Annotated in this window: 9 protein-coding genes and 2 pseudogenes; 3 read left to right on the top strand and 8 right to left on the bottom strand. The window is 56.1% G+C overall.

What is annotated here, in order from left to right:
* Positions 1-169: 169 nt before the first annotated feature.
* The 5 genes from Q366_RS11240 to Q366_RS11215 form a co-directional block, all read right to left on the bottom strand.
* Positions 170-1,375, bottom strand: coding sequence for a radical SAM family protein (locus Q366_RS11240; protein WP_035238957.1), 1,206 nt, complete (start codon positions 1,373-1,375; stop codon positions 170-172).
* Positions 1,376-1,452: 77 nt separating this feature from the next.
* Positions 1,453-3,006, bottom strand: a complete 1,554-nt coding sequence (locus Q366_RS11235; protein ID WP_035238956.1) for an amino acid adenylation domain-containing protein — start codon at positions 3,004-3,006, stop codon at positions 1,453-1,455.
* A 3-nt stretch (positions 3,007-3,009) separates the two neighbouring features.
* A complete protein-coding gene (locus Q366_RS11230) occupies positions 3,010-10,527 on the bottom strand; it encodes a non-ribosomal peptide synthetase (protein WP_035238955.1) in 7,518 nt (2,505 codons plus the stop codon).
* Positions 10,514-14,140: an acyl carrier protein gene (locus tag Q366_RS11225; protein ID WP_035238954.1), complete on the bottom strand. Its 3,627-nt coding sequence runs from the start codon at positions 14,138-14,140 to the stop codon at positions 10,514-10,516. Before Q366_RS11225 ends, Q366_RS11230 begins: the two co-directional genes overlap by 14 nt.
* A 347-nt stretch (positions 14,141-14,487) precedes the next feature.
* Positions 14,488-15,027: a DUF697 domain-containing protein gene (locus Q366_RS11215; protein WP_169742957.1), complete on the bottom strand. Its 540-nt coding sequence runs from the start codon at positions 15,025-15,027 to the stop codon at positions 14,488-14,490.
* A 447-nt stretch (positions 15,028-15,474) separates the two neighbouring features.
* On the opposite strand from Q366_RS11215, the gene Q366_RS11210 reads away from it, so the two are divergent.
* Complete coding sequence (locus Q366_RS11210; protein WP_035239082.1) at positions 15,475-15,975, top strand: rubrerythrin family protein; 501 nt, start codon at positions 15,475-15,477, stop codon at positions 15,973-15,975.
* Here the strand turns inward: Q366_RS11210 and Q366_RS11205 are convergent.
* The 3 genes from Q366_RS11205 to Q366_RS11195 form a co-directional block, all read right to left on the bottom strand.
* Positions 15,959-16,291: a hypothetical protein gene (locus tag Q366_RS11205; RefSeq protein ID WP_035238947.1), complete on the bottom strand. Its 333-nt coding sequence runs from the start codon at positions 16,289-16,291 to the stop codon at positions 15,959-15,961. The two genes, Q366_RS11210 and Q366_RS11205, sit on opposite strands and share 17 nt — an antisense overlap.
* 87 nt (positions 16,292-16,378) lie before the next feature.
* A complete protein-coding gene (locus tag Q366_RS11200) occupies positions 16,379-16,927 on the bottom strand; it encodes a hypothetical protein (protein WP_156968161.1) in 549 nt (182 codons plus the stop codon).
* A gap of 142 nt (positions 16,928-17,069) precedes the next feature.
* Complete coding sequence (locus Q366_RS11195; protein WP_245619939.1) at positions 17,070-17,498, bottom strand: hypothetical protein; 429 nt, start codon at positions 17,496-17,498, stop codon at positions 17,070-17,072.
* Between the two features lie 704 nt (positions 17,499-18,202).
* Here Q366_RS11195 and Q366_RS11190 point away from each other — a divergent pair.
* Positions 18,203-18,364 (top strand): annotated as a pseudogene (locus tag Q366_RS11190) (HU family DNA-binding protein); the annotation flags it as partial.
* A gap of 67 nt (positions 18,365-18,431) precedes the next feature.
* Positions 18,432-18,656, top strand: a pseudogene (locus tag Q366_RS21725) (IS1 family transposase); the annotation flags it as partial.

The raw sequence follows: 18,656 nt of genomic DNA, 5'->3' as shown, positions 1-18,656 counted from the left end.
GTTCTTTCTTTTATCGTGGGTATTCTTGGCAGGAAAACCTTTCTCGGGTTCTGGGGGAATTTTTTCTTCTCACTGTTTTTCACCCCTGTCCCGCCAATGATCTATATCCTTTTGAACCGGGCCTTTAACAAGATTTTTATAAAGAAAACCGCCTAGTGCCCCTATCCGTCTAAAAGGGGCTGTCAAACAGCTTGCGTTGGTACCCCAGGCACTGGTACCCGTTTTCATTGATGATGGGGATCATGTCGATGTCAATGTTAAGGGCCTTGCGCACCCAGTAGCAGATGGACATGGAGATGCCGTAATCGCGCCCTGCCTGCTGGAATCGTTTGAACTGTTCCATGCAGAAGTCGCGTTCCGGTGCCGTGCGCTGCCGTTGTTTTTTATGGTCCTGGTTCTCCGGTGCCAGATAGAGGGTGTAGAGGCGCCGGGCCTGGTCCGGATCAAAATGTTCCAGCAGCTGCCCGATCCAGGCCAGGGTGGCCGGGGATACGGTGAGGAACTCGGGTTTGAAATTGACAATGCCGTTCCGGTGGAGTCTCCCGAAAAATTCGGACATCACTTCGTCGTTCAGATATGAGGGAAAAATGGGCTGAACCAGGGCGGATTCGGACAGGATGCCCCGCTCCTGGCAGGCCCGGACCGCAGCCATCCGTTCCGGAACCGGCGCTGCAAAAGGTTCAAGCAAAAGGCGCAGGGAATCGGGCATAATGGAGATGCTGGTGTTGAACTGCATCTTTCCTTTAAGCTGTTCAAAAAGGTCGATAATCCGCACACCGTCCCGGGCATACATCAGGTGTTTGATCCCGGCTTTGGAGGCGATGAAAAGCCTTGCCTTGGAATCCGGATACCTTTCATAGTGGCGGATAAAGGTGTTGAGTATCCTGTGGGCGATGCCGGTCTGGAGGGTGGGCTCCTGAAGGGCCTCGGTCTTTGCCGAATAGTAATAGTAGTGTTCCTCGTGCCGGTGTTTTTCCAGAATGGGTGCCAGGAGCTGGTCGTAATTTTCATAGGCACTAAGGGTATGCTCATGGACCCCGTCGGTGACCAGGCAGTAGAGACAGCCCACCTGGCAGCCCTGCACCGGACTCACCTCGTAGGTAAGGGTGGGACAGTGTGAGGTGTAGTTGTGGATTTCCAGGTCGTTGCCAAGATCAATCGGACCCAGGTCCACCCGGGGCCTGGGAATGGCGGTACGCGCCTCCCAGCGGGCCATGAATGAGCGGCATCCCGCGGTGAACAGATCCATGGTTGCCTCATCCGGTGTAACGCTTACCCCGAGGGCCCTGAGATCTTTTGTCCTCATCATCCTGGGCGCAAATCCTTTCAGGGTGTAAATATCCGGCTGGTTATCGTAAATCGGTGTCAATTCCATCTATTTATTTTTCCTTTTCTTATTTTTTCCCCATCTTTCTGGCTAAATAGGCGAAGCTAAAGCCCACCTCTCCCGGGTTAGAGCCGCCCCAGGGTTCCAGGGTCGGCCAGGGCTGCCCCGTCCACCTTGCCGTTGGCGTTCAGGGGGAGGCTGGGCAGCTCTGCCATGCGCCCCGGGATCATCTGGGCCGGCAGGGTATCTTTCAAATACGCCTTAATGCTGTGAAAAAAGGCGTCGGTGCCTGTCTGTCCGGCACACCTGACCACATAGGCGGCCAGGCCTGTTTCCCCGTTCCCGCGGGTAAAGGGCCGGACATGGGCCTGCCTGACTTCCGGGTGGGCCAGCAGGGCTGTCTCCACCTCAATGGTTTCGATACGGCAGCCCCTGATTTTGATCTGGTGATCCTTTCTGCCCCTGAAATAGATCTGTCCGTCCTGGCCCAGCAGCCCCAGGTCCCCGGTCCGGTACATGCGGCTGAAGGCAGGGGCCTCTTTTCCCGGGTCATACAAAGGATTGGCCGTAAACCCCTGGGCGGTCTTCAGGGGCTGGTTCAGGTACCCGGCACTGACCTGGTCTCCGGAGATGCAGATCTCACCGGTCCTGCCCGGCGGACAGGGGGCAAGGTTTTCATCCAGCAGCATCACCTTCATGCCGGGCAGGGCCTGTCCCAGGGGATAATCGGACAGGGGCCGGGTAATGGGAAATGCCGTGACATAGGCCGTGGTCTCGGTGGGACCGTAGATATTGAACACCTCATAACTTCTGGGGACAAATTCACGGAGCACCTCCCCGCCGGTGAGCAGGCGGCGTAAATGGGGATTGTCAAAGGCCTGCATATACGCCTCCCCCACCCGGGTGGTCAAAAAGGAGAGATGGAGCTTATGGCGCATATAGTACCGGTGAAGGGCCACAAGGGAGATGCGCTCCTCTTCTCCCAGCAGAAAGACCCGGGCCCCTGCGGCCAGGGGCGCATAAAGGTCCATCACAAAGGCGTCAAATGAGACCGTGGCAAAGGCCGCCACCCGGGTGTCTGCCGTGATATTGTTAAATGCGTTGTGCCGCCGGGCAAATCCCAGGACATTGGCATGGGTGAAAACCACCCCCTTGGGATTGCCCGTGGTGCCGGAGGTATAGTAAACCAGCATGGGGGTGTCCCCGGACAACAGATTTTCCCGGGCTGCCTGGGCCTGGCGCAGGGATTCGGACTGGCGTGCGCCGGTCTGCCATGTTTCCGATTGCCATAAATCCGCTGCCACCGTCTCGCAGGGGCAGCCCGGGAACCGGTGTGCCAGGTCCTGGTGGGTCAGGATAAAAGGGGCGCCCGTATCTTCGAAGATATACCTGGCTCGGTTCAGGGGGACGTCCGGGGCCAGCTGCACGGCCGTGGCCCCGGTCTTTATCACCCCCAGGGCCCAGACAACGCAGTCCAGTCCCCGGTTCAGCACCACCGGGATGGCCATCCCCTTTGTGCAGCCGGCTGAGATCAGTTTCTCCGCTGCCAGGCTGCTGAAAAGATCCAATTCCCGAAAGGTCAGTTTCTGTGCAGTCTCACCCTTGTAGCAAAGGGCCGGGGCATCGGGGCATTGTCCGGCCAGGTCACCCAGCATCCGGGTATAGGTTGCGTGTTCCATATGTTATCCACTCCTTTCACCAGTATGATGCGTTTCAAAACCCTGGTCCAGGGTCAGTGCCCGGTCCAGGACGGCTTTGGCCAGTTCCCGGGTCATTTTGGGCCAGACAAATCCCAGATTCGCCAGCAGGGCAAGGGTCCAGTCCATTTTTATCTCACCGCCAAAAATTTCGCCTTCTGCCTTCTCCCTTTCCTGCTGGCCTATCCATGCCAGGTACTCCCGGGCAGCCTCTCCCCGGTCACCTGGCCCGGCCTGGCCCATGATCCGCAGTTGCGCTTTCAGGGCTGTAACCGGAAGCCGGACAATGGCCTCTTTTCTGGGCAGGGCCATGGAAAGGATTTGGGATATGGCAATCTGGTGGGGGTTGTCGATGTGGAAAATCCCCGGTCCGGGATCTGTCTGACCGGCAAGGAGGCAGATGGCCTGGGCAGCCTGGTCCACAAAGTTCGGCCCCATCTTGCCGGTCCCGTCCATTGCCAGACCTGTTTTTGCGATCATCCGGGCCAGGCGCAGAAACATGTTGCTTGGGGCGGCCTGGGGAAACCGGTGATTTACCGTGTCAAGGATCAGGTTTCCGGTACGGAAGATCAGGCAGTCCAGACCGTTATCCCTGGCCCTGAGCACCCGTTTTTCCGCTGCCTGCTTTGTCCGGGAGTAATGGTTCCGGGCAGGTGGACCCGCATCCTGGGTAAGTTCTGAAAACCCCGGCAGGTTGACCGCACTCAGGGTGGAGATATGGGCAAACCGGCAGTGTCCATACCGGGCGGCCAGTTCCAGCAGATGTTCTGTGGCCGTCACATTGGCCGCAGTCAGCAGTTCCGGGCTGCCGTAGTGGTTGACGGCGGCTGCCGAGTGAATAATCATATCCAGGTGGGGAAGACAGGTTTCCAGGGCATCCACATCCCGGGAACGGCCCAGGTCCGCCCTGACAGGAATGATGCGTTTTCGGTCCACCATACGTTCAGCGTCCGCCTTGCCGAAATAAAAGGCAAGGCTTGTATGCAGCCGCTGCCAAGGATCTTTTCCGCCCCTTACCGGTACCAGAATTGTAGCCCTTGTCCGGTCCTGGTACGCTTTTAAAAGAAAGGCGCCCAGATAGCCTGTGGCCCCGGTGATCATAATTCTGTGCAGCGGGAGGGGGCTGGCTTTTGAAAGACGGGCCGCACCAGCCATAAGGGCCTGGTAATGCGGGTCTTCCCCGGCGTCCTGGTGATGTCCTGTATGCACAACTGGGTCTGGCCTCCCGTTATCCCCATGGGCCGCGCCCGGTTCTACCGGTCTCATGCGGGCTGCCAGATCTGAGAGTTTCGGGGTTTTAAAAAAATCCTGAATTTCAATAAAATGGGTGCCGGCCATGTGCCCCATGACCTTGAGCAGTTGCAGGGAATGCCCCCCCAGGTCAAAGAAGCTGTCTTCCCGGCAGATGTTTGAAATGCCCAGAACCGCTTCCCAGGAACGGGCCAGGATTTTTTCCGCCTCGGTCTGGGGCGGGGTGCCTGACACGGTTTCAAGAAGCGGTGACGGCAGGCGGTTCCGGTCCAGCTTGCCGTGGGCGTTTAACGGCCATTGCCGAACCGCTGTAAATGAGGACGGCACCATATACGCCGGCAGGCGGGATCCCATAAACGCCTTGATCTGGTCCCGGGTGGCGGGAGAATCCTGGGGAATATAATAGGCATCCAGACGACTGGGCTGACCGGTCCGGTCGTTTTGAATCAGCACATGGGCATCCCGGATCCCAGGCGCGGCGATCAATACCTGGCGGACCTCTTCAATTTCAATCCGGTACCCCCGGATTTTGACCTGGTCGTCTGTGCGTCCTAAAAATTCCAGATTTCCGTCCGGCAGCCAGCGAACCCGGTCCCCGGTTCTGTAAATCAGATTAAATTCCGGATGGTTAGAAAATGGATTGTCCAGAAAGGCCTGGCTTGTCTCCCCGGGCATGCCCAGGTATCCTGTGGCCAGCTGGGGGCCGGAAATGCAGAGTTCCCCCGCCACCCCCAGCGGACAGAGCCCAAGCCCTGGGTCCACCACATAGACCTGGACATTGGCCAAAGGGCGCCCGATGATGCGGCTGGCACCGGAAAGCGTTGACACGGGACAGGTGGTAACCTGAATACAGGCCTCTGTTGGGCCGTAGGCGTTAATCACTTCAAAATCCACCGGCATAAGCCTTTGGGGCGATTCACCGCCCACAGTCAGGGAGACCAGGGACCGGGGAAATCCGCTGCGCCCCGTATCCTTTCCGGCCGAGGCCCTTCGGGCATGGTCAAAAAGCAGATCCCCCACCCGGGTGGGCAGGGCTAAACGGGTGATGCCAAAGCGGTGGAGGGCTGCCATAAGGGCGGCGCTGTCCACGAGCAGTTCCCCGGCTGCCATGTGCACGCAGGCACCGCCGGCCCAGAAGGGGAAGAGCAGCCATAAAGAGGGATCAAATGAGAAGGCCATGGTGTGAAGGATCCGGTCATGGGCGTACGGCCCGAATCTGTCCAGGGTCCATGCGACCTGGTTCGCCAGGGCCCTGTGGGGTACTGCCGTTGCCTTGGGGCGACCGGTGGTGCCGGAGGTACAGATGACATAGGCCAGATCCGCCGGGGATGGCTCCGGTAAAAGCGGGGCGTCTCCTTCGGGTTCCAGATCTTCAAAATTTTCTGTCAGGATCAGGGCCGGAAGGGAAATATCCGCAGGTGCCAGGCAGTCCGTCACCAGGGCGCAGGCATTGGTGAACGCCAGCATGTCGTTGATTCGGGAAACCGGCCAATCCGGTGCCAGGGGCAGATAAGCGGCTCCGGCTTTCATGATCCCCAGGGGTACGGCCCCCCCGGCAAGGCTCCGGGACATGACTGCCCCGACCACGCAGCCCCGGCTCGCCCCCATGGCTGCCAACCGGCGGGCCAGGGCATCGGTCCGGTCATCAAGCTGACTGTAAGTCAGGCAGACCGTGTCACGGGCCAGGGCCGGCAGGTCCGGATATCGTTTGGCAGCGGCGCGGAAGGCATGCACCGCCGTGGGAAAATCAACGGCCAGATGTTTGCCCCGGCCGAATTGTTCTGTAAGCTGCCGGATCTCTTCCGCCGGGAGTCGGGAGATGACTCCGGCAGGCAGGTCCGGGGTCTTCCGCACCCGTCTGGCCATGGCCCGGAACTGGACCCTGAGCCTGTCAGCCAGGGCAGGCGGTACGGCTTGGGAATGGAAGCGGAATCCAGCCGCAGAATCGGCCCCGCCGTCCCGGAACAGGCTCACAAGGTCGTAGCCGTCGCTGCCGTGGGCAGATAAGGGCATGGGAAAATGCCCGTTATCCTCTCCAACGGCTTCAAAAGAAAAGAGATGGCGGGGCAGACGGCTGGCCATGGTGTCAGGTACGTCATACCGGGCCTGGACCTGATCCATCTCATCCTGGACTGCCAAGGCAAAGCCTGTAAAAGATTGATCGCCGGCCAGGGGAATGGCCAGCGGGAGGGTCCTGGCGCACATGCCCACCAGGGACTCAATCCCGGGCAGGGGCGGCCGGCCGGCAGATACAAATCCCAGCATCATCGGCCCCTCTTCCGGGCAGTCGTTATAGCGCGTCAGAACCAGCATCCACATGGCCATGAAAAATGCCGCAGGCGTGACCCCTGCCTTCCGGGCAGCCGCCTTGCAGTCCATGAATTCACCAGAGGAAAGCAGCGGCAGGCTTTGGGGCAGGTCTGAACCAGCAGGATCTGCCTTGGCAGCTTCCTGGGGCGGCCACAAGGGCAGGTCTGCCGGCCGGGCATGGGCGGGAAATTTTTCATCCCAGAAACCGGCAGAAATCATCTTGCCGGATGTTTTGTCTTTGCCCCCCCCATGCCGGGAAATCCGGGCGTGAATCCATTGAAGATATTCCCCGAAACAGAGAACCGGCCCAGGCGGCCCGGGCACACGGCCAAAAAGTTCGTCAAACAGGATACCCAGGCTCCAGCCGTCCAGGATCAGGTGGTGGTAGTGAAGCAGCATCTCCAGGTGTCCCTCGGCCATTCTGAAAATTTCCAGGCGGACCAGGGGGGGCTTAGAGGGGTCCAGTCCGGCTTTCATTTCTGCCAGCCGGTCCAGGAGCCGGCATCTGATATCCTCCGGGTGCGCATGATCATGATAAACAAAGGGGATTTGCATCCTGGGCGGGACGACCATCCAGTATCCTCCGTCCCCATCCAGGACAAAGCCGGCCCGCAGGATATCGTGGCGTTCCATGGCCGATACCAGTCGGTTGCGGATCTCTTCCGGGGACGGTGCCGTGTCCGGCAGCCTGTAATGTCCTGTCACGGCATAGGTGTCCGGCCCGGACATGGCGACCTGGGTCAGCAGCATTATCTGGGTAGGCGTGGGCGGAAGGATGATTGTGTCCTTGCCCCAGGCTGCTTCCATGGTCCTGGAAAATCCGGTATCGGGAAGGGGGAGGGGTACGGGTTTGTCTTCGGCTTCGTTGGCATCCGGGGCCTTCATCTTTTCCGCCAGGGCCCTGAGGGTGGGGCTGGCCATGATATCCCTGAGGGCAACCCGCCACCCCAGACTTTCCAGCCGGGCAGCCAGACGGATGGCGTTGATGGAATCCCCGCCCGCCGCCAGAAAGCCCAGCAGTACATTGGCATCCATTCCGGGCAGCAGATCTGCCAGGACAGCCATGAGCATTTTTTCGGCCGGCGTATCAGGAGGCGCGGCCGGAAGGTCTGGGGCCCGGCCATCCGGCACAGGAAGGGCACGAAGGTCTATCTTGCCGCCGGGGGTCAGCGGCAGCGCGTCTATCCGGATGAGTGCAGGGCGCATATGGGACGGCAGTTTCTCCGAGAGAAAGGCAAGGATATCCTCTTTCCGGAACTTGCTGGCGGGGCAGACCACCCATGCGGTCAGACGCTTTTCGCTGCCGGATGCCGGGGCCAGCAGTGCTGCCACAGCCCTGTGTATCCCGGGATGGGATTGGAGCACGCTTTCAATTTCTCCCAGTTCCACCCGAAATCCCCTTACTTTGACCTGGTGGTCCATGCGGCCCAGAAAGATCAGGTCGCCCCGGTCATGGTCCGGAGCCGCCTGCCAGCAGGCCAGGTCACCGGTGCAGTAAAGGCGTCTGTGTTCAGGATCGTCCCGGTCCGGATCAAAAAAGGGATTATCTGTGAATTTTTCAGCGGTGAGCCGGGCGTCTCCCAGATATCCCCGGACCACCTGGACCCCTGAAAAACAGAGTTCTCCCGGCACGCCCAGGGGGGCGAGCCGGCCCATCCGGTCCAGAATAAGAGCCCGCATTCCGGGAAGGGGCCTGCCGATGGGGATGGGCGTCATGTTCCGGGACAGGGTATATGAGGTACAGGTTACCGTGCATTCAGTGGGGCCGTACTCGTTGACAACGGTGTAAGGCACCTTGGTATAGCGGCCAAGGGCATCCCCGCCTGTGGCCAGGAAGCGCAGGGCAGGGGGGGCCTTGGTGCCGGGGAACATGTCCATAAACTCCTCGGCCATGGCAACGGGCAGATCCATGTGGGTAATATTTTCCCGGACCAGGTAATCCCTTATCCGGTGAAGGGTATGCCGAACCTCCTGTTCCAGGATATGCACGGTGCCGCCGCTGAACAGGGCCGGATAGAGCCCCCAGATGGCCACGTCATAGGCGAACTCGGTCTGGATGGCGGCGCTCATGCCCGGCCCCCACTGGTACCGGTCCATGGCCCAGGTGCAGAACGCCACGGCATTCCGGTGTTCCACCACCACGCCCTTGGGGCGTCCTGTGGTGCCGGAGGTCATGATGACATAAGCCGGATTTTCCGGACAGGGAGATGGGGATGCCGTCTCTTTTTTCCCGGCGGCCGGCACATGTCCGAGCCGGTCAAGGGTGTCGTCGTCCAGCACCAGGGCCGGATGGGTATCGGCCAGAATCTGCCTGATCCGGTCGGCCGGCCACTCCGGGGCAAGGGGCAGGTAGGCTGCTCCGGCCTGGAGTACGGCCAGGACCGCAATGGCGATGCGGTGGGACCGGTTAAGCTTAACAGCCACCAGGTCACCCGGCTTCACGCCCTGGCCGGCCAGGGCAGAAGCCAGGGCGTCCACACGGCCTGCCAGCGCTGCGTAGGTCATGCGGGTGCTGCCCCAGACCAGGGCGGTTTTCCCTGAATGGATCGCCGCCGCCGTCCGCCAGAGCGTTGCCAGGGTGTTACCGGCCGCCGGCAAGGGCGGATCGCTGGCCAGCAGCAGGGCCGCCTCTTGATCCGGAAGAAAAGAGATATCTTTCAGACCGATATTCGGGTTCTTAATGACAGCGGCCAGGATGTTGCAGAAATGGGCTGCCGTGCGTGCCACAGCCCGGACCGGGTATTTGCGGGTATCATAGGAAAAGCAGGCCAGAACCGTTTCTCCCAGTTCGAAACCAGCAGTAAATCCTGCCACAGCCTCCCCATATCCCCGGACCCACTCAGGGCTGTCTGCCGGGGGGGCAGGATCAGCCACAAAGAGAAGATCAGCATAGTTGGGTACTATCTTGTTCAACGCGGTGGGGGAGGTAAATCCGTGGCGTTCATCCGCAGATACCTGGGTATTCCATTCCCTGATCCAGGTGGAAAAGGACTTTTCTTCGGGCAGGTCCAACCGGGCCGGAATGGTATTCACACACATACCCACCATCCCCATCACCCCGGGCACTGTTCCCATGCGGCCGGTGATCACATGGCCGAACACGGCCTGCCCTTCATTGTACCGGCACAGCAGTAGGGCCCACAAGGCCTGGAGCAGGCGCCCCGGAGAGATACGCAGTTGCCGGGCCAGACCGTACAGACCCGTGCTTTCCCCCAGAGAAAACCGGTGGTGTGCGGGGTCCGATGGCATGGTATCCGTTCCTTGATCCGAAATTGGGTCTGGAACCTGGCCGGGGAGCCGGCAGTCAGCCCCAACGCCGTCAAGTCTGGCCTGCCAATAGGCAAGATCCGACTGAATGTCCCGCTTTGACAGGAACCGGAGATACCGGCTAAAGGGCACCCCTTTGTCCCCGGGCGCCTTCTGGGCCAGAAGCTGCGTCATCAGGATGGACAGGCTCCAGCCGTCCAGCACGGCGTGGTGGAAAATGATTCCCATATCCCGGATACCCGCACCCTGCCCGCCGCCTCTGTCAAACAGGACCAGCCGGCACAGGGGACCGGCAAAGGGGTCTATCCCTGTTGTGCGGACCGCTTCAAGATAATCGTCAATGGCCCGGTCCTGATCTTCGGCACTGCGACCGGAGATATCCTGGCAGCTGAACCCGGGAAGATGGTCTTTGGGAAAGGCCTGGGTCAGGTTTCCGTTGTCATCAAGGAAAAACCGGGTGCGCAGGGCCGGATGGATTTGGGCAAGACCATGCCAGCGCCGGCCAAGGGCCCCAGGATCACAGGGACGGGGAAGCCTGAAATGGATCAGTGAGAGGTATCTGGGACCGGACTTGTGCCCGGATGCCGCAGACGATGTCGATGCCATGGAATCAAAGATCATCCCCTCCTGCATGGGGGTCAGGGAGAAGCGGCCGGGGATATCAGGCAAATTCATCGTCCTCGTCATCAAAAGCGTTTGCAGGTTCCATCATTTGTATCAACTCACCCAGCCGGGCCTGCTCATAGATTGTGGTGGCCGGCAGGTACCATCCTGCCTTGAAAAGTTCCGCCTCCAGGCGCATGGCAGTAATGGAATCCCCCCCCAGCGCAAAGAAATCGTCCGCCGGCCCGGCCATGGAAACGCCTAGAACCTCCTGCCATGCAGTGATCAGGGCCTGTGTGGCCATATCATCCCCGGCCCAGTCTGCATCATAGGAAAACGGCGGGATATGCGGATCGTCATCGCTCTCTGCCGGTTTAAATTCAGCCAGTATCCGGTCCGAAGGCCAGGGCAGTTCTTCCAGAGGCCTGCCGGGATCGGCGCAGGCTGTTCTGACAATTGCAGCCACTGCGTCTGCCCAGATTTTCATCAGACCGGGCTGGAACAGATCTCTGGCATAGGTCAGTTCCAGAAAAATCTGATCCCGGCCCTCCCGGATCTCCAGGATGATGTCGAAGATGGCCGTGGGACGGTTGAACCCGGGAACGATCCTGGCGGAGACTTCCTGGTCCGTTGACCTGAACACCGGGAAGGGCCGGGGCTGGGGAAGCCGGTTGATCATCACGTCGAACAGGGGACTGCGCCCCGGAATCCGGGGGGGCTTGACCAGCTGCACAATCCGCTCAAGGGAGCAGGCCTGGTGTTCCCAGGCATCCAGAAAGCTTTCCCGGACCTGGCGGAGCCAGTCTGAAAATGGCTGGGATCCGTCCGGTGTGGGCTGAAGACGCAGGGGCAGTGTCCTTACAAACATCCCCTTGCAGAACTGGAGTGCGGGATGGTCCCTTCCGGCAAAGGGCACGCCCATCACGATTTCGTCAAACCCTTGGGTAACGGCTGCCTGGCGGGAAATAAATGCGGCCCAGACCGCCAGCAGTGTTTGGAATACGCTTACCTGGTAAACATCGGCTAGTTTTGCCAGGGCGGCCCGGTCCTCTTTTCCCAGGACCACCCGGGCAACGGCACTGCCCCCTGTCAGGGCAGAGGGTCTGGGAGAGGCCGCGCCCGAGAGATCCAGGGGCGGCGGAAGGGGATTTAACCGTTCCTGCCAGAAGCGTTCAGATGTTTTAAGTCCCTGGCTCTCCTGCCGGGCACGGTCCCAAAGCACATAATCCGTCATTGGAACGGTCTGACCGCCTCCGGGATCATGGATTTTTCCAACCGTGTACAAGTCCCACCAGGCATCCATCAGAAGGCGGGACGACGCCGCATCCACGAGGATATGATGGGTTGTCAGTCCCAGAAAACTGCAACGGGAATTGATTTCGATACAGACCACGTAAAAGAGCGGAGACCGGGACAGATCTATGGCCGGCCGGGCAAGGCTGAGTTTCTCCCACAGCAGGCGGGCCTGTTCCGGATCCGGCGCACGAAGGGACACAAAATCATAGGGCATGCTATCATTATCGTCAATCACCCAGAACGGCTCCCCGTCCTTTTCAATGAATCTGGAGCGCAGGAGAGGCTCCTGGGCCACCAGTCTGGCAAAGGCCTGTTCCAGCCGCTGGCCGTCCACATCCCCTTCCACCATCATGCAGGTATCTACCTCGTAAGCCCGGGGATCCCGGCCCAGCCGCCACAGCAGGTACATCTGCCGCATGGGCATGGTCAGGGGGTACCGGTCCCGGGCCGGGGAAGCAGGGATACGCGATATGCCGGCCCCATCTCCGGCCAGGTCCATCATTTCAAGAACTGCCGAGGGCCAGGGTCTGCGAAAAAGTTCCCCATAGGGCAGATCAACCGAAAATTCGCTGCGCAGCATGAGCTGTAGCCCTGCAAGTTTCAGGGAATCCCCCCCCAGGGCAAAGAAATTGTCCAAAGGGGTGACGCGGGAAACCAGTAGTTTTTTTGCAAAAATTTCACACAGGCGTTCCAGGCGGGGATCATGGCCGGCCACCGGATTCTCCGGATCAGAGAGGCCCGCAGATGCCATGTTTTCCGCCGGGATTTGTGGGAGCCGGGAGCGCTGAATTTTGCCGTGGACCCCCCGTGGCAGGGCCTGCATAATTTTAATCCGGTCCGGCACCATGTAATCGGGCACAAGGGCTGCCAGCCGGGATTTCAGGGCCTGGGCGTCCAGGTTATCTCCAGCGGCCCAGGCCCATAGGACCACCTGATCCGCTGCTTTCTGGGCAGCCACCACACACTCCCGCACGCCGTCGCAGCTGGCCAATACCGCTTCCACATGGCCCGGATCCACCCGCATCCCCCGAATTTTTACGACAAAATCACTGCGCCCGCAATGGACCAGCATTCCGTTTTCATCCAGGCGGGCCAGGTCCCCGGACAGAAAAAGACGGTTGTAGGCAGAAGTGTCCATGCCGTGGGCCGGGCCCGGATCTGTCAACGGGGGCGTATACACCGAGGGCCGGACATGGGTAAAGGGATTGGCGATGAAACAGTCCCGGGTCTGATCAGGCATCCCCAGGTATCCCCTGGCCAGGGACGGGGAACTCACCGCCATTCTCCCTATCTCACCCGGGCCGACCATATTGTTTTGATCATCCAGGAGATAGATGCGCGAAGGACCGAATGCCCCGCCCAGGGGGATATCGGATTCATATGCCTTTTGGATGGATAAAAATGTGACGGAACCGCCGTTTTCAGACATGCCCAGGGAGTACAGAATTTCGTAAGGGGTGCGGGAACAGGAGCGCAGGGGACCGCCTGCCACCCGGACATATTTCAGGGACTGTCCGTGGCAGTTGTGGCTGAACATTTCCGCCATATCCGGAGACAGAAACACGTACCGGATCCCGTGACGTTCAAAATAGGTTTCCAGGGCCAGGGGATCCCGCCGCACCTGCTCACTGAGAATATGCAGGGTCATGCCCGAGGCCAGGGGGAAAAGCAGCTCCCAGGGCGCAGCAATAAACCCCAAGGGCGCAAAGGCTGCGGTGTGTGATCCGGGGGGAAGATCCATGTATGATTTCTGCCAGGCCAGCATGGCCGAGATCGCCCGGTGCTCCAGCACCACCCCCTTGGGCCGGCCGGTTGAGCCGGAGGTAAAAATGGCGGTGGCCATATCCCGTGGATGGGGAATAAACCGGTCCCATGCGCCGGAAGGGTCTGAAAGCGCCTGGTTGTGCAGCCCCCAATCGGTAAGGGGATCGGTAAGGTCGATGCAGGGGATATCCTCCAGGCCTTGATTCCCAGAACCAGAAGTCAGTACTGCCGTCACTTTGGCTGTTTGTGCAATCTGGCGGATGTAGGCCCGGGGGGCCTCTTCGGGCACACAGATATATGCCCCGCCTGCCCGGAGCACCGAAAGAATGCCCACGGCCACATCAACGGTTCTGCCGGTCAATACCATGACCCAGGGGGACACCCTTGCCTTTTCCGGATAGCCGATGTCGTAATTTTCAGGAGCGGTGCTTTGGCCCAGGCCCAAATCCCTTAGATGCCGGGCGATTAGGCACGAGTGCCGGTCCAGCGCTTTAAAGGATAGCTGCCGCCGGTCATCCTTGACCGCCGTCCGGTCCGGGTAATTTAACACACATGTATAAAATTGTTCCGGAAATGAGATTCCGGACAGAAGCGTGAATGTCATATCGTCAACACAGGAAGTCATTGGTTTCCGTTTACCCAACAATCAAGAAAGATAAATATGCTGCCCTGTCCCCTATGCACAGAATATACAGGCACACACAGGGGGGGGCCATTGCCGGCAACCTGTCTTCCTGAATCCGGGCAGCGATTTCCGGGTGAATGGGAATAAAGAATACAACCCGGGAAAATTTAAACCAGCAGGATTTACGCAGTTGTCCCTTGCAAAGCAGCCCTAATTTACACAAACACCATTTCCGACCCATGGCGCAATATCATAGGAAAACCTGCCATGCGCAGATCCTGGTGAAAAATCAGGTATAATTAAAATTTCGGGACAAATTAAAAACAGTCCGGGGTCTACACGCTGGCCTAGGCTGCTTCAGGTGCGTCCTGTTTTCCGGCAATCACGTTTCCCATTTTTTGTCTGGCAACCTTGACCGCGGATTTAAAGCTGCCTGAAAGCTCACCTGCCGCTGTCCCGACAAGGGAACCCCCCTGGGCAAAATGTGTGGCAAACACATGCCCCAGTGCGTAGGTTGTTACCCCGTTGAGCACCGGTGCTGTAGCAATTGCCAGGGGAAGCCCCACCAGGGGAACGGCTAAAGCAACGCCTCCGACGGCTGGAGCTGCCAGCGAAACAGCCCCGCTTGAAAGCAGGCCGGATATGATATTTCGAGCGGCAGTTTCGCTGAAGGTTTTGCCATACTTGGTACAAAGGCTTTTAACCAGCCCGACTTGTATAGTGGTCACTCCGGCAAAGTTAATAAGAGGTAATCCCAGAAGTCCCACGCCGGCAGCGTAGTTGGCACGTCTGCGAATAAGTTTGGTGATTTCCTCCGATGTCGGATCAATCGGATTGGGGGCGGCGGTAGTCTTTTTTTCTTCTTTTACCTGCGTTTTTTCGGTCATATTACCTCGCATGAAAATTTTTTTGTGAACGTCACAGCATTTGTCCCGTTTGTAGAAGCCGGGTCCCTCAGAAGACCCGGAAATTAAGAAATAGATCCGGGGATGCATGCCTAATTTTTAGAACTATAACCAATCCATATTTATTTCGCAAGAATAAATTCAGGCCTTGATCATCGTTTCGGAACTTGAGAATTTGGGGCATTGTTCAAATTCATAACCCACTGCCGTTAAAGGTCTTTCGATAAGTATTTATGATTCGAGAATCAAAATTGGCCCAAAAGATGATCAAGGCCAACGTGTTCCCCCATAATGAAATAATGAGGACAGGTTCAAATTCGCCCCTCCTTCAATTCATTGATAAAAAATCAAAATAATAGTAAAAAAGCAAAATGCGATACAGATAAATTCAGCTTTTTTCATCAATTCATTAAATTAAGGGAGGAAATGATGGCAACAACCAATGACAATCTAAAAGAGGCGTTTGCAGGTGAAAGTCAGGCCAATCAGAAATACAGGGCTTTTGCCCAAAAAGCCGAAAAAGAAGGATTCAAAAATATTGCAAAACTGTTTAAAACTGCTGCCGAAGCAGAACGGATTCATGCCGAGGGTCATTTGGCTGCCTTGGGTATGATCGCGTCAACCGCCGAGAACCTCCAGGCTGCTATTGACGGCGAGACCGAAGAGTTCACCCAAATGTATCCGCCCATGCTGGAACAGGCAGAGGCCGACGGCCATAAAGCCAAAATTATGTTTAAATTTGCCCTGGGTGCTGAAGAAGTGCATGCCAACCTCTACACAAAAGCCCTGGAAGCCGTTAAAAATGGCATAGATCTGGATGCCAGCGAATTTTACCTGTGTCCGGTCTGCGGTTACATTGAGCTGGGTGCCGCACCGGAAAAATGTCCGATCTGCTCCGCCAAACAATCCAAGTTTATCCTGATGGACTAATCGAATACTTGCCGGCCTCGGGCATGATAGACTGCTCAGGGGCCGGCCAGAAAGCCGTTTTTTTGGGGAAGGGGGAAATGTTTAAAATCCTGTGGTGTAAGCAGGCGGTTCCAGTAAAAAGCCCATTGCCCGGAAAGCCGATGCCCTGGGTCGAAAAATCTAACTGACCAAGGTCCAGCCTTCCCGCCCGGGCCGTGTGTATTGCGGGCCGGACTATCCACCCGTCCGTGACCAGAATGATGCACAGGAGGACCCCAAGTTTCAGGACAGTGCGGGATATATGGTGAATATGGCGCTCCATGCACCTGGCGGACATGTTATACCATTTCCTTTCACCGTGTAAGGATTCACCGGAATATTACACGGTACGGCGAAGCCGGTTCAAGGGGGAGTCCTATCCCGATTATGCATTTTTTATTTGAACACTGTAATATAAATCTCCCAACAAACGAACCAATACAAACAACAGGTTATTTGTCATTGATATAGCCTTTTTCCGGGCACTTTTAAACGATGCATACTTTACCACTTCGCTCTCCAAATAGTGCAGAAGATTAAGTTGAATTTTTGACTCAAGGCTTTGATTAATAAACCTTTTCTGCAATTTCGTTCTAAACTTTTCATCCATTGGGATTTCTTTGGTAATAGATTTAAGTTCTGCATCAATCTTTGATAAATGGCCTAGGACCAAATCCTCCTCATTTTTAAATTCAGGAAGGCAGCCAAACACACTATTGAAAACCCATATCACATCACAGGACAAATCCAGATATAAATTGGCCATATCCTTATTAATCATGGCAATGCCATCTGATGGTTCACCGAAAATAAATTGATAAATATAAGGATGCTTTTCTTCTAACGCATCAAGCATTTCAGTGATTTCCTGTTCTGAAGATGCTCTTCCTTTTGCCACTATTTCTTCGACTTCTACTTTTCCGATGTATTTCATTTTTTTATATTTGATTGATTGTATAGATGAATAATAGGCAGTTCAGCCGACCGGGGCAATAGTCGAGCAGGTTGTAAAAAGTCAAGTTTTTTCAAACGCCGATAGCTCCCAGGGTCGGTCTGGAGCGGATTGTTCGACTCAATTATTCCATAAGGTAAACGGAGGAAGTATCAAGTGCTTGCTCTGGTGTACCGTGCCAGGAACCGTTGTCAAATATACACGGCTCGTACTTCATATTGCTGTATGTGTAGAAAGCCATCGACCAGTTTTCCTCATCACCAAAGTACCGAAGTCGGCAGAGATGAATCGGAATCTCGCGTAACTGTGCAATACGCTCTTTTCGTGATTTACCACCGAAAAGTTCTGGGTCGTAATCTGGTGGGACGAACGGTTCAGTATATGCATCAATATAGCAAAACTTCCCACGGAACCGGACATCAATACGATTACATCTGTCGGCGTAGTGTTTTTCTGCATGATCAAGAATACGTTGGCGTATTCTAGGCTGAATTGATTTCGGGATTGATTTTCCCCCAGATTGAGGGTCGTAAACCCACATTCCTTTTGGCATTGAGTATCCTTTCTATTAGGGTCGAATAGTTAAGATTAGGCATAATAGGCAGATTTTATCTATCTGTTTTTTTGTAAATCGGTTGATAAAAAACTTCAATTAAAAAACTCAAACAGGTGATCATTATCAAACTTGACTAATTTTAGGATAATCAAATGTAAATCATAAAGAGTTGATTCTTCGTCTATTTCAATTATGCGAACACATTCTTCTTCAAGATATCTTCCCCATTCACATTCAATTTTAAGTGTCCAAATCATCTTTTCTGCCTTTGAAGGTGTGGTTTATAAATGGGCCGAACAGTACTCATTGTTCCCCTCCACCGTCGGTCAATTTTTAAAATTAACGGCGATTTTTCTTTTCTGAGGCCTTTGCTTTTATATCATGGATTCTTGAATACTTGTATTGAAGAAAAAGCACAACATAGAATTTGTCGTCAGGCAGTGACCCGGCAAAGGGATACGTCAGAGCTTAGAAACAAGGTGACATTTTTTTGTATTCTATGCCCCGAATGGCCTCTCGGCTGTGACCTGGTCGTTAAAGCTGTTGGCATAAAAAAATTATAGATTGGCTGTAAGCTCCTATTCTGTAACAACAAACTTGACAATACCGCTTCTAAATTTTAAACATCAGCTTTGACATGGGGAAAATACCAGGCATGATAAACAGAGGAGCAGACTCCCTTGGCGCTTACCAAACACACCGAAGACATCATGATAAGCGGGTCCGGCAAATTTCAAGTGAAGAAGAAATCTTCCAGGAAGGGGCGGAATCCGGCCACCGGTGAGAAGATGATTCTGGATGGAAGGAGAGTCGTTGTTTTTAAGTGTTCCGGTAAATTAGGTGCTCACCCGGTAATACTTTGAAAAAGAAAAAATGCTAATTATCCTATCAGTTTGGATATATATACCGAATTGATTGGAGGATTGACCCATGCGAAAACCCAAGGACTGGGGCCAGCCATGCCCAAACCCGGAATGTTCCCATTATCGGCTGATGAACCGAGGTAACATTAGCGCCATTTCGACCTATATGACCCAGAACGGAAAACGACGTATCTTTTATTGCAACAAATGTGATCACTGCTTTGCTGAGACACGTGATACCGTTTTCTTTGACCTGCGGACCCCGGAAGACAAGGTGATGATGGCTCTAAAG

This window comes from Desulfobacter vibrioformis DSM 8776 (assembly GCF_000745975.1).
In the GTDB taxonomy this organism is placed as follows: domain Bacteria; phylum Desulfobacterota; class Desulfobacteria; order Desulfobacterales; family Desulfobacteraceae; genus Desulfobacter; species Desulfobacter vibrioformis.
The sequence above is the reverse complement of the archived record's forward strand: the minus strand, read 5'-3'. Positions and strand labels throughout refer to the sequence as shown.